Source organism: Agathobaculum sp., assembly GCF_022775115.1.
GTDB lineage: Bacteria > Bacillota > Clostridia > Oscillospirales > Butyricicoccaceae > Agathobaculum.
Map to the genome: position 1 here is coordinate 1 of NZ_JALFLA010000038.1, position 14,745 is coordinate 14,745.

Consider the following 14,745-nt stretch of genomic DNA (forward strand, 5'->3'; position numbering starts at 1 on the left):
CACGTTGAACAAACGGGGTGAAAATCCACCAAGGTGCAACCGGACTACACCTGCTGACTTCAGTTTAGCAAATCCTGCGGTTAACGCACAGACTGTATTTTCATTCCCAGCTGTGATGGCCTTTCATGAGGCGTTGATAAATGCATAGCATGGGTGCGCGCCTATGAAGCAAGCGCCGGAAAGTTGCAACCCGCTGGGTTAAATGAGCAGATCAACAGCGACCATCGGCGCCTGAATACCGATGGCCTCTTTTGAGGGAATAGCTTACATACTATAGGGGATAATAGTGGAAACTTTATCGTGAGGTGTAGATAAATGATAAGTCATATCGAAGAAAATTCTCAAAGTATTGTAAGAATTCATGATGACCAATGCGTGGATTCTGTTGAAACCTGCATGAAACATGTATCCCAAATTGTGTCTGCGCATTACAAACGATTGGATAAAGAAAAAATACTTGAGCATTAAAACGTGCTGTAAATAAGGAAAAAGCATAAAATGGGTATGTTTTTGCAAGTTAAATGGTTTGACAACATGTTGTGCTAAATGTATACTGATAATAAAGGAGGTAAACATGGAGCGATATGTTCTATACCTGAGAAAGTCCCGCTTTGATCGTGATTATGCAGAGTTAAGTGTAGAGGAAACACTGAAACGTCATGAAGAAATTTTGAATAAGCTGGCCAAAGATCGAGGGTATCATATTGCAAAAACATACTATGAAGTAGTATCAGGTGAATCAATTGCCGCAAGACCTCAAGTACAAGCGATGCTTGAAGAGGTAAATGCTGGAATATATACAGGCGTCCTTGTCGTAGACCTGGAAAGACTTGCACGAGGTAATGGTGCGGATCAAGCGTATATCAGTCAAATATTTCAGTTTTCTGGTACGAAAATTATTACTCCCAGCAAAACATATGACCCTAACAATGAATTCGATCAAGAGTATTTCGAGTTTGGTTTGTTTATGTCCCGCAGAGAGTATAAAACAATTAATCGAAGGCTCGTTCGGGGACGGCAAAGTTCCGCGTCTGAAGGAAAGTATATTTCCAGTATTGCACCGTATGGCTACCGCAGAGTAAAGCTGGAGGGAGAAAAAGGGTTTACTTTGGAACCTGATGAGAAAGAAGCACCCGTTATAAAAAAGGTTTTTGATATGTATGTTCACCATGTTGGAACAAAAAGCATAGCAAATTACTTGAATGACGAAAAAATACCAACTCGTCATGGGGATTTATGGACGTATTCAACTATTACCAACATAGTGACAAATCCCGTATATATGGGGAAAATCCGGCGCGGTTGGAGTCAGCAGGTTAAGACATTCCAAAATGGAATCGTCAAAAAGCATATTAAGCGTAAAAAAAACATTGCTGATTATCAACTTTTTGATGGACGCCACCCAGCTTTAATCAGTGAAAAAACCTTTTGGAATGCACAAGAAATTCGGATAAATCGGCAGCCATCAGTAAAGGTTCGCAAGGAGTTTACATTGGAAAATTCATTTGCGGGACTTATTTACTGTGCGAAATGCGGAAAGCGCATAGGTAGGACAACCACCACTCATTATCGTGTACCACGTTTTCGATGTGTTAACCAGAGAAACTGTCATAACGGAAGCAGCAATTATGATCTCGTTGAAAGGCAGATTATATCTGCTCTTCGGGTGTGGCTGAAGGGGTACAGGGTGAAAATCTTGACGATTGGTTTTGCAGAGGATATTACAATCTGCAAGAAAAAGATTGCCGGATTGGATGGCGAGCTTGAGAAGCTTAATTCCCAAATGGAAAAAGCCTATGACATGGTGGAACAAGGCGTTTATTCCCTTGAACTATTCAAAATGCGCCAAGAAAAAATAGGTAATTCGATTGCACGTGTACAGGAGCAAAAGAATGTGCTGCAAACTTCACTGGAAAAATATGAACAGACTGATAAGATATCTTCAAACTTAATTCCGGCTACCGAAAATCTTTTGGAAAGCTACGATACTATGTCGCCTAAGGAACGGAATGCGTTGCTTAAAGAAATACTTTATAAAATTGAGTATAGCAAGAAACCCGATGGTAAAGTTGTGATTGATTTGTTCCCCAGACTTCCGAAGATCTAGATAACGTTGGCATCATGGTCGTACTGACGTGCTGGTAAACGACCCGACCTGCGGATATGCCATCAACATTGAAAAAATGTTGGAGGAAATGACGAATTAGCGCGAAATACCATGCAGAACACACGATATTGTGATGACACGTCGAAAGCGGGCAGGAAAAAAATCAGTCTTTTCTGATAAATGACTTGAAAAAATTGGAATTATATGGTAAATTATTGCCAGACAGGGGAAACAACAAATTTGCTGGAAGGGCTGGTATTGACAACATGGAACAGAAAATTCGAGTATTGCTTGCGGATGACGACGCAGAGTATTGCGCCCGCTTAGCAGAGGCGGTCGAACAAGCGGAGGACATGGAGTTGGTCGGCATCGCGGAGGATGGCGGAAGAGCGCTTGCGGCGGTGGGCGAGCTGAAGCCCGATCTGCTCATCATCGACTTGGTGCTGCCGGTGATGGACGGCATCATGGTGCTTAGCCGCCTGCGTGAGCAGGAGCAGTCGCCGCCGGCGACCATTGTCCTCTCTGCCTTTGCAAGTCCGCAGGCGGGCGCGGAATGCACTGCGTTGGGTGTGGATATGTTCCTGCGCAAGCCGATGAGTGTGGATACGGTGTGCGAGCGCATCAGGATGTGGCGCACCGGCCGGCAGCAGGCCGAAAAGCCGGGGGAAGCGATGGCGCTTGAGGTGCGCGTGACCGAGGTGATCCACCAGATCGGCGTGCCGGCGCATATCAAGGGCTACCAGTATCTGCGCGAGGCGATCATGATGGCGGTCGAGGACATGGAGGCCGTCAGCGCGATCACCAAGGTGCTTTACCCGTCAATTGCCAAAAAGTTCCGCACGACCTCGTCCCGCGTCGAGCGCGCCATCCGCCATGCGATCGAAGTCGCATGGGATCGGGGCGATATCGAAACGCTGCAAAGCTATTTCGGTTACACGGTGTCGGGCGTTAAGGGCAAGCCGACCAATTCGGAGTTTATCTCCATGATTGCCGACCGGCTGCGGTTGCAGCTCCGCTTCGGCGCGTGACCGAACAGATCCCCTCCACCTGAACAACGCTCCGCGCCGCCGTGCCCCCGGCGGTGCGGAGCGTTGCTTTGCGCAAAGGAATTTGTCTATTGGGCTGGAAATGCACACGCGGATAGGCTATAATATAGGGTAAGAAAAAATTTTCTGAAATAATGAGGGCAGCAAGCATGAAGATCATGGTGATAGATGGCAACAGCATTTTGAACCGCGCGTTTTATGGCGTGCGGCAGCTTTCCAACCACGAGGGTCTACCGACAAACGCGGTATACGGCTTTTTGGCGACATTGTTCAAACTGCAGGACGACGAAAAGCCTGACCGCACGGTCGTCTGCTTCGATGTGCGGCAAAAGACCTTCCGGCATCTGCGATTCGACTCATACAAGGCGACGCGCAAGGGTATGCCGGACGATCTGGCCGCGCAGGTGCCTGTGGTCAAGCAGGTGCTCGACGCGATGGGCGTGACGCGGGTCGAGCTGCCGGGCTACGAGGCCGACGACCTGCTCGGCACGATCAGCCGCAGGGCGGACGAGCACGGGGACAGCTGCGTTATCGTCACCGGCGACCGGGACAGCCTGCAATTGATAGGCGGGGGAACGACGGTGCGGCTGGTTTCAACCAAGATGGGGCAGACCACCTACGAAACCTATGATACGGCGGCCTTCCGCGAAAAATACGGCTTTGAGCCGTCCCGCCTGATCGACCTCAAGGCGCTGATGGGCGACTCGTCGGACAATATCCCGGGCGTGCCCGGCATCGGTGAAAAAACCGCCTTACAGCTTTTGCATGACTTTGGCACGCTGGACGGCGTGTACGCGCATCTGGACGACGAGCGCATCAAAAAAGGCACGCGCACCAAGCTCGAGGCGGGCGAGCAGTCCGCGCGGGACAGCTTTTGGCTGGCGACCATCGACCGCAGCGCGCCGCTTGCACTGGATATTGCAGATATCCCGGCGGCGCAGGCCGACGAGGATGCGCTGTATGCGCTGCTGACACGGCTCGAGTTCAAAAACTTCATCAAGCGGCTCGGTTTGTCGGCCGAGCAAGCCACGCCCCGTCTGCCGCAGGCGGCGGTGCGCCGGGTATCGGACGCGACCGAGGCCGACACGCTGCTGGACGCGCTGGCGGGCGCCGAGCAGGTGTTCGCGCTTACGTCGGAAACGCTGGGCGCGCTGTGTCTGCTGACGGGCGAGGAAGCAAGCGTGCTCTTTGCCGGTGATTTTGCGCCGGAGACGTGGGACGCGCTGCTGGCGCGTTTGTTTGGCGGCGCGGTCAAGCTGACGCTGCACGACGCAAAGCCGGTCGTAGCGGCGCTGCTGGCGCGCGGCATTGCGGTAAAGGGCGTGGTGTTCGATACTTGTCTGGCCGCGTATCTGCTTGACCCGACGCAGTCCGGCTACGACCTGCCGCGCGTCGCGCTGGCCTATTGCGGCGCCGAGCTGCCCCCACTCGATCTGGACGACCCTGCGGCGGTTTCGCCGCTCGGTGGGCAGGAGCAGACGATGCAGTCCTGCGCGGCGCACGCGGGCGCGGTGCGCGCGATCTATACGGAGACGGCGGAAAAGCTTGAAGCCTGCGGGATGCACAAGCTTTATTTTGAGATCGAGCTGCCGCTGATGCACATTCTGGCCGAGATGGAGCTGGTCGGCTGTGCGGTCGCGCCCGCCCAGCTGCGCGCCTTTGGAGACAAACTGGACGCGCGCACCGCCGAGCTGGTCGAGCAGATCTACGCCCACGCGGGCGGCGCGTTCAACATCAACTCCCCCCGCCAGCTGGGCGAGGTGCTGTTTGAAAAGCTCGGCCTGCCCGCGCAGAAAAAGGCCAAAACCGGATATTCGACCAATGTCGAGGTGCTCGAAAAGCTGACAGGCCTGCACCCGATCGTGCCGGATATTCTCGAATACCGGCAGGTGACCAAGCTCAAGAGCACCTATGTGGACGGGCTGCTCAAGGTCATCAGCCCGCGGGATGGACGGGTACACACGCATTTCCAGCAGACTGTGACGGCAACCGGGCGGCTGTCCTCGACCGATCCCAACCTGCAAAACATCCCGGTGCGCACCGAGCTGGGGCGCGAGATACGCCGTATGTTCGTCGCGCGGGACGAGACACATGTGCTGATCGACGCGGACTACTCGCAGATCGAGCTGCGCGTGCTGGCGCATATCTCGCAGGATGAGCACATGATCGAAGCCTTCCGCACCGGGCAGGATATCCACGCCGCCACCGCCGCCAAGGTATATGGCGTGCCGCTTGACGAGGTCACGCCGCAGATGCGCTCGTCCTGCAAGGCGGTCAACTTCGGCATCGTGTACGGTATTTCGGATTTTTCGCTTGCACAGGATATCGGCGTGACGCGCAAGGAGGCCAAGGCGTTTATCGACTCCTATCTGGAGACCTATCCGGGCGTTGCCCGCTATATGGAGGAGATCAAGGCTGCGGCTAAAGAAAAGGGATATGTGGAGACGCTGTTTGGCCGCCGCCGCGCGCTGCCCGAGCTGCAAAGCAGCAATTTTAACATCCGCTCGTTCGGCGAGCGCGTGGCAATGAACACGCCGATCCAAGGCACGGCGGCCGATATCATCAAGATCGCTATGGTGCGCGTGGCCGACCGCCTGCGGCGTGAGGGGCTGCAAAGCCGCCTGATTTTGCAGGTACACGATGAGCTGATTCTCGAAGCGCCGGTCGACGAGCAGCAGCACGCCATGCGTCTGCTGACCGAGGAGATGGAGGCGGCGTTCCCGATGGACGCGCCGCTCGTGGCCGAGGCCAAGGCGGGACATAGCTGGTATGACACCAAGTAAGCAAGAGGGGTTTCATCACAATGGAGCAAATCATTTTTATCTGTACGGGCAACACCTGCCGCTCGCCCATGGCCGAAGGATTGTTCCGTGCGCACGGCGGTGAGGAGAAAACCGGCCTTACCGCCGCGTCCGCCGGGCTGTTCACGCGGGACGGCACGCCTGCCTCGCAGTATGCGGTCACGGCGGCGGGCGAGCTGGGCGCGGATATCGCGGCACACCGCTCACGGATGCTGACGGCCGGGATGGCCGAGGGCGCGCGCTACCTCGTCTGCATGACCGGCGCGCATTACGACCGGCTGTGCGAGCTGTTTCCGCAGGAGCAGGACAAGATATTCACCCTGTTGCCCGAGGACGTTGACGACCCTTTCGGCGGCGACCTTGCGGCCTACCGCCGCGCGGCGGACGAGATCGACAAGGGCGTGCGCGACATCATTGCGCGGCTGGAAGCATGAGGGTCGTCCGGATGGAGGCAGGCCATTTGCCCGCGCTGGCCGCGATCGAGCGCGCGTGCTTTCGCGCGCCGTGGAGCGAGCAGGCACTGCGCGAGGAGCTGGGCAAGGGGATATTCCTCGTAGCCGAGCGGGCGGGCGCGGCGGTCGGCTACGTTGGCTGCCAGACCGTGCTGGACGAGGGGTACATCACAAACGTCGCGGTTCTGCCTGCCGCGCGGCGGCAGGGGGTCGCCCGCGCGCTGCTCCGTGCGCTGACCGAACAGGCGGCGCGGCAGGAGCTGGCCTTTGTCACGCTTGAGGTGCGCGCGTCCAACGCGCCTGCAATTGCGCTGTATGAGGGCGCGGGTTTTCGTCCGGCCGGTGTGCGTCGGCGTTTCTATACACAACCCACCGAGGACGCGGTGCTGATGACGCTGTGGCTGGGACAAGAGGAGCGCGGCTGCGTTCCGTTAGAGTGAGGGCGCCGGGTGTGCACAAAGGATGAGGGCGTATTCATAGGATTAGGATAACGAGAAGACGGACAAAAGGAAAGGAAGCGACACGATGAAAAACAGACTAATGGCAGGGGCAGCAGCAGCCCTGCTTGCTCTGCTGCTGGGCGGCTGCCGGGCCGACCCGAAGGTGGCGGAGGGGACGAGTGTCGCCGGACAGGATGCCGCGCAGCCTGCGGCGACGGACACGGTGCAGCCCTCGCCCGCACCGGCGGACGTGCCCGCATGGGAGACGCACGGCTTTACCAGCGGCCCGTTCTCGATGGAGCTGCCCGTAAACTGGGACGAGGTGCCCGGTATGGGCAGCTATACCGCCATGTTTTTTACCGATACCACGCGCGATCTGGACAGCCAGCCTTCCAATATCGTCATTGAGCTGCCGCTGGGCGCGGAGGAGCGGGAGCTGCCGGAGATCGACTACCGTGATCCTGAGATACAGCAGGAGTTTTTCGCGTTTTTGGAGGAGAACGCGAAAAACGGCACAGGCGAGCTGGAAAATTTTGAAAAAGCGCTCTGGGAGCAGCCGCTGACCTTTATCATTGCCTACGACCGCGAGACTGCGGACGGCAAAACGGCAAGACAGACCCGCTATTATCCGGTCGATGCGCAGTACCACGCCATGGTGGTTTACGCCACCGATTTTGGGGACAGCATTGCGCCGCCGCTGCCCGAGGTCGTGCATCATATGCTAGTAAGCTGGCAGTCAGAATGGGCGAAGACTGAATAGGCGGGCGGTATCCTGATTCGGGCGTGGGCAAATAAAAGAGACGAAAGAAGCGACCAAATGAGAATTTTGAGCATTGAATCGTCCTGCGATGAGACGGCGGCCGCCGTCATAGAGGACGGACGGAAAATTTTATCGAGTGTGGTCGACACCCAGATCGACACCCACGCGCTGTACGGCGGTGTCGTACCCGAGATTGCCTCGCGCGGGCATATGGAGGCCGTCGTCCGCGTGACCGAGCGGGCGCTGGCCGACGCGGGCATGGACAAGCACGCGGTCGACGCGGTCGCGGCCACCTGCGCGCCCGGGCTGATCGGCGCGCTGCTGGTCGGCGCGAATTTCGGCAAGGCGCTCGCGTTTGCGCTGGGTAAGCCGTTTATCCCGGTGCATCATATCCGGGGGCACATCGCGGCGGCGTATCTGGCCTATCCCGACCTCGCGCCGCCGTTTTTGACGCTGATCGCCTCGGGCGGCCACAGCGAGCTGGTCATGGTGCGCGATTACACCGTGTTTGATATCCTCGGGGGTACGCGGGATGACGCGGCGGGCGAGGCGTTCGACAAGGTCGCGCGTGTGCTGGGCGTCGGCTATCCGGGCGGGCCAAAGATAGACAAGCTGGCGCAGACCGGTGACCCCGGTCGGTATAAGCTGCCCGATTCGCAGATCAAGGACGCGCCGCTGGACTTCTCCTTTTCCGGCCTGAAGACCGCGGTCATCAATCTGGCGCATAACGCGGCGCAAAAGGGCGAGCCGATCGCCCCGAACGACCTTGCGGCCTCGTTCTGCGCGGCGGTGGTGCAGACGCTGGTGCCGCGCCTTGCGCGGGCGGTCGAGCAGACGGGCGCGCGGCGCGTGGTCTGCGCGGGGGGCGTGGCGGCCAACTCCTTTTTGCGCGCGGCGCTGGAGAAAATGGCGGCACGTATGGACGTTTCGCTCTATCTGCCGCCGCTCTCGCTTTGCGGGGACAACGCCGCCATGATTGGCAGTCAGGCGTATTATGAATATCTGGCGGGCAATGTCGGCACAGCCTTGCAGAATGCCTTTGCAACCGCCGATATCGGTGAAAATATCTGTCAGAAGCATTAGGGCAGCGCCGCAAAACGGCGGCTTATGCAATATGCAAAGGCCGGGCTTGCCAAATTATGCGGTGTTGCCATAGGAAAAAGGCTTTTCAAACGCAGTTAGATGTTGTAAAATAGAAGTGGTTTATGCAATGCACAAGCCGCTTCTGTTTTTTTATGATTGGGGCACGCCGCCGCCGGGCGGCGTGGAGAAGGCTGTGGAAGCCGCAACCGACCCGCCCGCGCGGCGGGGCGCGGCGCGCACGAATGCGCCGCGTGTGGAGAATAAAGGAGCGAAGGAAACACAAATGGGTATGACAATTGCGCAGAAGATCCTGAAAGCGCATCTGGTGGACGGCGAAATGGCCGCAGGGCAGGAGATCGGCCTGCGGATCGACCAGACGCTGACGCAGGACGCAACAGGAACGATGGCCTATCTGCAATTTGAGGCGATGGGCGTCGATCAGGTCAAGACCGAGCGCTCAGTCGCTTATATTGACCATAATACCCTGCAGTCCGGCTTTGAAAACGCGGACGACCACAAGTATATCGGCTCGGTTGCCAGAAAGCACGGCATCTACTATTCCAAGGCCGGCAACGGCATCTGCCATCAGGTGCACCTGGAGCGCTTCGGCGCGCCGGGCAAAACGCTGATCGGCTCGGATAGCCACACCCCGACCGGCGGCGGCATCGGTATGCTGGCCTTCGGCGCGGGCGGACTGGACGTTGCGGTGGCCATGGGCGGCGGCGCATACTACATACCGATGCCCAAGATGGTGCGCGTCAACCTGACCGGTGCGCGTCGGCCGTGGGTCGCGGCCAAGGATGTGATCCTTGAGGTGCTGCGGCAGATGACTGTCAAGGGCGGCGTGGGCAAGGTCATTGAGTATGCGGGCGAGGGCGTCGGCACGCTGTCCGTGCCCGAACGCGCGACCATTACCAATATGGGTGCCGAGTTGGGCGCGACCACCTCTATCTTCCCGTCCGACGAGGTGACCCGCCGCTTCTTGGAGGCACAGGGGCGCGGGGAGGTCTGGGTACCGTTGGCCTCTGACCCGGATGCGGTGTACGACGAGGAGTACACGGTCGACCTGTCGGCGCTCGAGCCGCTGGCCGCCATGCCGCATATGCCCGACAACGTCAAAAAAGTCACCGAGATCGGGCCGATCAAGGTCAACCAGTGCTGCATTGGCTCATGTACCAATTCCTCCTACGACGATTTGATGAAGGTTGCCGCCATTCTTAAGGGCAAGACCGTGCATCCCGACGTTTCGCTGACGATCAGCCCCGGCTCGATGCAGGTGTTCAACATGCTGGCGGCCAACGGCGCGCTGAGCGATATCATTTCGGCCGGTGCACGTATTTTGGAGTGCGCCTGCGGCCCCTGCATCGGCATGGGGCAGTCGCCCGAGTCCGCGGGCGTGTCGCTGCGTACTTTCAACCGCAATTTTGAAGGCCGCTCAGGCACGCAGGATGCGCAGATCTACCTAGTCTCGCCCGAGGTCGCGGCGGCATCCGCGTTGGCCGGGCACTTAGTCGACCCGCGCACGCTGGGCGAGATGCCCGTGATCGAAACACCTGCGCACTTTGCGGTCAACGACAACATGATCGTCAAACCCGCCGATGACCCGAACGAGGTCGAGGTCGTGCGCGGGCCGAACATCAAGCCCTTCCCGCTGGGCAAGGCGCTTGAGGACTGCTATACCGGCAAGGTCGTGCTCAAGACCGAGGACAACATCACCACCGACCACATCCTGCCGGCGGGTGCAAAGCTGCTACCGTACCGCTCGAATGTGCCGTATTACGCGAACTACTGCTTTATCAACGTCGATCCCGATTTTCCCGCGCGCTGCAAGGAGCAGGGCGGCGGCATCATCATTGGCGGCGCGAATTACGGACAAGGCTCCTCGCGCGAGCACGCGGCGCTTGTGCCGCTGTACCTCGGCGTAAAGGCCGTGCTGTGCAAATCCTTCGCGCGCATCCATAAGGCAAACCTCATCAACTCCGGCATCCTGCCGCTGACGTTTGCCGACCCTGCCGACTACGACGCCATCAGCCTGCTGGACGAGATCGCGCTGCCCCATGTGCGCGATGAGCTAAAGAGCGGCGCGCAGGTCACGGTCGTTTGCGGCGGCAAGACCTTCAAGGCCGACTGCGAGGTGTCCGCGCGCCAGCGCGGCGCGCTTTTGGCGGGCGGCACACTCAACTATGCCAAGCAGCAGGCAAAATAATGCCCGCCCGTCTTTCTCCGACGGCGGAGCTGTTTGTCTGCAATCATATCAAATAATAGGAGGCTATACCCATGTCCATTGACCCGTCCATTCTGGAAAAATTTGAAGCGGTGGTCGAGAGCCAGCGCCGGCGCATTGCCGATATGAAGGCGCAGCAGGATTTTATCGACTACGCCGCGCTTGACAAGCTCATCATCGGCGTGTGCGGCGGCGACGGCATCGGCCCCATGATCACCGGCATGGCGCAGCACGCGCTCGAAGTGCTGCTGGCCGACAAGGTAAAGGCCGGTAAGGTCGAGTTTCGCGTCATCGACGGGCTGACCATCGAACGCCGCGCCGCACTCGGCTGCGCCATCCCGCCCGATACGCTTGAGCAGCTTAAGGGCTGCCACGTCATCCTCAAGGGGCCAACCACGACCCCGCGCAAGGGCGACCCGTGGCCGAACGTCGAGTCGGCCAACGTGGCCATGCGCAAGGCGCTCGACCTGTTTGCAAACGTGCGCCCGGTCAAGGTGCCCGCGCTGGGCATCGACTGGACGTTCTACCGCGAGAACACCGAGGGCGGTTACGCCGTCGGCTCGCAGGGTGTGCAGATAGACGACGATCTGTTCATCGACTTTACCGTGGCGACCTCGCAGGGCTGCGAGCGCATCGCCCGTCTGGCCTTTGATTACGCGCGCAAGACCGGGAAAAACCGTGTTTCCTGCGTCACAAAGGCCAATATTATCAAAACGACCGACGGCAAGTTCCTCGATACCTGCCAGAAGGTGGCTGCCGAGTATCCGGAGGTCGAGTTTGACGATTGGTATATCGACATCATGACCGCCAAGCTGCTGGATGACAAGCGCCGCCGCGATTTCAAGGTCGTTGTGCTGCCCAACCTGTACGGTGATATCATCACCGACGAGGCGGCGGAGATACAGGGCGGCGTGGGCACGGCCGGCTCGGCCAACATCGGCAAGCGCTATGCGATGTTCGAGGCCATCCACGGCTCTGCGCCGCGCATGGTGCAGGAGGGACGCGCCAAGTATGCCGATCCGTCCTCGATGCTGCGCGCTGCAGTGATGCTGCTTGAGCATATCGGCGAGATCGAGCTGGCGCGCAAGCTTGACCGTGCGCTCGACATCTGCATGGTTGAGGAGCGCAAGTACGTCATCACCGGGCGGGACACCGGCGCGACAGCCGAGGACTTTACCAACCACGTGCTTGAGACGATCGCGGGCCTGTGATAAACGGCCGCAATATGCACAGGATAAGAGGGTGAATATCTGTGGAGCGCAAACAAGAGATCTCGAAAGCGGTCGTGCAGCGCTTGCCGCGGTATTACCGCAATATCTCGGAGCTGAAGGCCGAAGGGGTGCAGCGCATCTCCTCGCGCGCGTTGGCTGCGCGCATGGGGCTGACCGCTTCGCAGATACGGCAGGATTTCAACTGCTTCGGGGGATTTGGCCAGCAGGGCTATGGCTATAATGTGGAAAAGCTGATGGAGGAGTTAGGCTCGATCCTCGGTCTGCCAGCCGGACGCACTGCCATCCTCATCGGCGCGGGCAATCTGGGACGGGCGCTGCTCAACAACTTTGATTTTACCGCCAGCGGCTTTGTGCTGCTCTGCGCGTTTGACGCCAATCCGGACATTGTCGGCAGACGGTTCGGCGGGCATGAGGTGCGTCCGATCGACACGCTGTATACATTTCTGGATCAATACAAGCCGGATGTGGCTGTGCTGGCGCTGCCGCGCAGGCTCGCGCCGGAGATGGCGCGCGATCTGGTCGATCACGGCATCTGCGGCCTGTGGAACTTTACGGGCGAGGATCTGCATCTGGAGGGGCTGGGCGTGCCGGTGGAGAACGTTCACCTGTCGGACAGCCTGATGACGCTGTGCCACTTGATCCATATGCATACGAAAAAATGAACAAAAACCCCGTCGCTCGGCTGAGCGGCGGGGTTTGCCATATGCAAACGAACAAAGGTCAAAGCTTGTCGAGCAGGTAAGGTGTGGTCTGATAGACATAATAATTGACCCAGTTGGTATAAAACAGGTGCGCGTGCGCCTTCCATGTGACAAGGATTTGGTCGCTGGGGTCGTCGTTGCGGAAATAATGCTTAGGAACGGTGGGGTTCATACCCTTGCCCAGATCGCGCTCGTATTCGTTTTTGAGCGTGTCCGAATCGTATTCTCCGTGCCCCAGCACAAAGATCTGGCGGCCACCCATCGCCTCCACGATATACACACCTGCCTCGTGCGATTCGGCCAGCAGCGTCAGCGCGGGATTTGCGCGGATATCATCGGCGCGCACCTCGGTATGGCGCGAATGGGGAGCGGCAAACACATCGTCAAAACCGCGCATCAACGGTTCGCGCGGGCAGAGAACATGATGCTTGAAGATGCCGGACATTTTTTCCGGCAGCGGATATTTGGGGATGCCGTAGTGGTGGTACAGGCCGGCCTGCGCGCCCCAGCAGATGTGCAGCGTGGAGTGTACATGGGTCCGCGTCCAGTCCATAATCTCTACCAGCTCGTCCCAATATTCAACCTCCTCAAACGCCATATTCTCAACCGGCGCGCCGGTGATGATGAAACCATCGTACTTTTGCCCGCGAATATCATCAAACCACTTATAAAAGGTGAGCAAATGATCCTCGGGTGTGTTTTTGGACTGATAGGTTTGGGTTTGAATCAGGTCGACCTCGATCTGGATGGGTGTGTTGGACAGACAGCGCAGGATCTGCGTTTCGGTCACGATCTTGAGCGGCATCAGATTGAGCAGCGCGATGCGCAGCGGACGGATATCCTGCGTCATGGCGCGGTGCTCGGTCATGACGAAAATATTTTCGCTTTCCAGCACCGCACGCGCGGGCAGGCTATCGGATATCTTGATCGGCAAGCCAACGCCTCCTTTGCGATAAGAATGAGGGATGATATTGAAAATTATAGCAGAGATCGGGGGCTTTCACAAGTCCTCGAAAAAATCTGCGAAAAAATGAAAAAAACCGTTGACATTTCTGCGGCAAGCCGTTATACTGAATAAGCTGTCTGGAGCGGAGCGGTAGGCTGAACGAAGAAGTTTGAAAAAGAGCGAAAAAAGTTCTTGACAAACGAAAAGGAGTTTGGTATACTGAGTAAGCTGCTTCGGCGGCGGAGGATACCGGAAAAGTTCAGAAAAGTCGGGTAACGGCTCAAAAATCTTGAAAAAAGATTAAAAAAAGTTCTTGACAAACTGAATGAAGTATGGTAAACTAAATAAGCTGTCACGGAGAACAAGAGGCGTTTGACCTTGCGGCATCCGGCAGTGATTGTACCTTGTAAATTAAACAACGAGAAAGCGAAACACTTGAAAAGTGTGTAGTGCGAACCTGAAATTCTGAGAGTAATTTACTCTTGGTAAATCGGTGGGTGTCGGAACCCCACTAAAAACAAACCGACACGTCAGACTCTAAAGTCGATTGAATGAGCTTGGGCTCTTTCGATACAAAATTTAGAGAGTTTGATCCTGGCTCAGGATGAACGCTGGCGGCGTGCCTAACACATGCAAGTCGAACGGAGTTAATTTGGAAATCTCTTCGGAGATGGAATTCTTAACTTAGTGGCGGACGGGTGAGTAACGCGTGAGCAATCTGCCTTTAGGAGGGGGATAACAGTCGGAAACGACTGCTAATACCGCATAATACAGTAAGTCGGCATCGGCAAACTGTCAAAGATTTTATCGCCTTTAGATGAGCTCGCGTCTGATTAGCTAGTTGGCGGGGTAACGGCCCACCAAGGCGACGATCAGTAGCCGGACTGAGAGGTTGAACGGCCACATTGGGACTGAGACACGGCCCAGACTCCTACGGGAGGCAGCAGTGGGGA

The 14,745-nt window shown here is 57.3% G+C and carries 11 protein-coding genes and 1 rRNA gene; 11 read left to right on the plus strand and 1 reads right to left on the minus strand.

The features are described 5' to 3' along the window. Window positions 1–574: 574 nt before the first annotated feature. The 10 genes from MR935_RS05060 to MR935_RS05105 all read left to right on the plus strand — a co-directional run bounded on the left by MR935_RS05060 (window position 575) and on the right by MR935_RS05105 (window position 12,807). The gene (locus MR935_RS05060; protein ID WP_290571625.1) at window positions 575–2,107 is read left to right on the plus strand and encodes a recombinase family protein; all 1,533 of its coding nucleotides are present in this window, start codon (window positions 575–577) and stop codon (window positions 2,105–2,107) included. A gap of 266 nt (window positions 2,108–2,373) precedes the next feature. Continuing rightward, on the plus strand, window positions 2,374–3,135 hold the full coding sequence (gene spo0A / locus MR935_RS05065; protein WP_290571627.1) for a sporulation transcription factor Spo0A: 762 nt from the start codon (window positions 2,374–2,376) through the stop codon (window positions 3,133–3,135). Window positions 3,136–3,302: 167 nt separating this feature from the next. Beyond that, a complete protein-coding gene (gene polA / locus MR935_RS05070; protein WP_290571629.1) occupies window positions 3,303–5,936 on the plus strand; it encodes a DNA polymerase I in 2,634 nt (877 codons plus the stop codon). A 20-nt stretch (window positions 5,937–5,956) separates the two neighbouring features. Further along, a complete protein-coding gene (locus tag MR935_RS05075) occupies window positions 5,957–6,388 on the plus strand; it encodes a low molecular weight protein arginine phosphatase (RefSeq protein WP_290571631.1) in 432 nt (143 codons plus the stop codon). Window positions 6,389–6,399: 11 nt separating this feature from the next. After that, the gene (rimI, locus tag MR935_RS05080) at window positions 6,400–6,846 is read left to right on the plus strand and encodes a ribosomal protein S18-alanine N-acetyltransferase (protein ID WP_290571633.1); all 447 of its coding nucleotides are present in this window, start codon (window positions 6,400–6,402) and stop codon (window positions 6,844–6,846) included. An 85-nt stretch (window positions 6,847–6,931) separates the two neighbouring features. Further along, complete coding sequence (locus tag MR935_RS05085) at window positions 6,932–7,606, plus strand: hypothetical protein (protein WP_290571635.1); 675 nt, start codon at window positions 6,932–6,934, stop codon at window positions 7,604–7,606. A gap of 57 nt (window positions 7,607–7,663) precedes the next feature. Then, window positions 7,664–8,689 carry a tRNA (adenosine(37)-N6)-threonylcarbamoyltransferase complex transferase subunit TsaD gene (gene tsaD, locus MR935_RS05090; RefSeq protein WP_290571637.1) on the plus strand — a complete coding sequence of 342 codons (1,026 nt, stop codon included), beginning with the start codon at window positions 7,664–7,666 and terminating at the stop codon, window positions 8,687–8,689. Window positions 8,690–8,972: 283 nt separating this feature from the next. Beyond that, entirely contained in the window at window positions 8,973–10,895 is a 1,923-nt protein-coding gene (locus MR935_RS05095; RefSeq protein WP_290571645.1) for an aconitate hydratase, read from the plus strand. 71 nt (window positions 10,896–10,966) lie between these two features. Then, window positions 10,967–12,124: an isocitrate/isopropylmalate family dehydrogenase gene (locus MR935_RS05100; protein ID WP_290571639.1), complete on the plus strand. Its 1,158-nt coding sequence runs from the start codon at window positions 10,967–10,969 to the stop codon at window positions 12,122–12,124. Window positions 12,125–12,165: 41 nt separating this feature from the next. Beyond that, window positions 12,166–12,807, plus strand: coding sequence for a redox-sensing transcriptional repressor Rex (locus tag MR935_RS05105; protein ID WP_290571641.1), 642 nt, complete (start codon window positions 12,166–12,168; stop codon window positions 12,805–12,807). A gap of 58 nt (window positions 12,808–12,865) precedes the next feature. Here the strand turns inward: MR935_RS05105 and metA are convergent, their stop codons facing one another. Beyond that, entirely contained in the window at window positions 12,866–13,780 is a 915-nt protein-coding gene (metA, locus tag MR935_RS05110; RefSeq protein ID WP_290571643.1) for a homoserine O-acetyltransferase MetA, read from the minus strand. 588 nt (window positions 13,781–14,368) lie between these two features. Here metA and MR935_RS05115 point away from each other — a divergent pair. Beyond that, window positions 14,369–14,745, plus strand: a 16S ribosomal RNA gene (locus MR935_RS05115); the annotation flags it as partial.

Coding starts and splice junctions, on each gene's coding strand:
- tsaD (WP_290571637.1), top strand. CDS start 7,664: ATGAGAATTTTGAGCATTGAATCGTCCTGCGATGAGACGGCGGCCGCC.
- MR935_RS05060 (WP_290571625.1), top strand. CDS start 575: ATGGAGCGATATGTTCTATACCTGAGAAAGTCCCGCTTTGATCGTGAT.
- spo0A (WP_290571627.1), top strand. CDS start 2,374: ATGGAACAGAAAATTCGAGTATTGCTTGCGGATGACGACGCAGAGTAT.
- MR935_RS05085 (WP_290571635.1), top strand. CDS start 6,932: ATGAAAAACAGACTAATGGCAGGGGCAGCAGCAGCCCTGCTTGCTCTG.
- MR935_RS05100 (WP_290571639.1), top strand. CDS start 10,967: ATGTCCATTGACCCGTCCATTCTGGAAAAATTTGAAGCGGTGGTCGAG.
- MR935_RS05075 (WP_290571631.1), top strand. CDS start 5,957: ATGGAGCAAATCATTTTTATCTGTACGGGCAACACCTGCCGCTCGCCC.
- MR935_RS05095 (WP_290571645.1), top strand. CDS start 8,973: ATGGGTATGACAATTGCGCAGAAGATCCTGAAAGCGCATCTGGTGGAC.
- rimI (WP_290571633.1), top strand. CDS start 6,400: ATGGAGGCAGGCCATTTGCCCGCGCTGGCCGCGATCGAGCGCGCGTGC.
- polA (WP_290571629.1), top strand. CDS start 3,303: ATGAAGATCATGGTGATAGATGGCAACAGCATTTTGAACCGCGCGTTT.